The organism is Solirubrobacter ginsenosidimutans (assembly GCF_027587205.1).
Genome location: NZ_JAPDOD010000144.1, coordinates 1 through 580 on the forward strand (window position 1 = coordinate 1; position 580 = coordinate 580).

General features: G+C 82.4%; 1 pseudogene. It reads right to left on the reverse strand.

The features are described 5' to 3' along the window. A pseudogene (locus tag OM076_RS44555) lies at positions 1-580 on the reverse strand (hypothetical protein); the annotation flags it as partial.

Below are 580 nucleotides of genomic sequence, written 5' to 3' on the forward strand. Positions count from 1 at the left end.
CGGACGCCGGGCCGGCAAGCGGCGACGCGGACGCCGGGCCGGGAAGCGGCGACGACGTGGTCGCCCCGGCGACGTCGGCGAGCGGCGACGCGGACACCGGGCCGGCAAGCGGCGACGTCGACGCCGGCGCGGCGTCTGCGGTGAGCGGCGCCGACATCGTCGCGGCGGGGGTGCGGTCGAGGCGCTTCGCGGCCAGCGTGGGTTGCGCGGCGGCGGCGTCGGTCGGGGGCGCGGCGGCCGGGGCTGCGGCGGCGACCGCTTCGGGGTCGGCCTCGCCCGTGTCCTCGAGGCCGAATTGGGTCAGGACCTCGTCCTCGGAGAGGGGCGCTGGGCGGACGAGGTCGCCGCCGGTGGGCGCGGGGCCGGCGTCGGCGACCGCGTCCGGTGCGGCGCCGTCCGCGGATTCGGCGCCGGCGGCGTCGGATTCGCCGCCCGTCGACGCGACCTGGGTGCCGGCGTCGCCTCCGGTCTCGAGCGCGCCGGTCGGGCCCGGGGCGGCAGGTGGAGGCCCGGGCGGCGGGGAGCCGGTCGGTGACGGCGCGGGCGCGCCGGATGAGGCCGGCCCGGCAGGCGCGGCGCC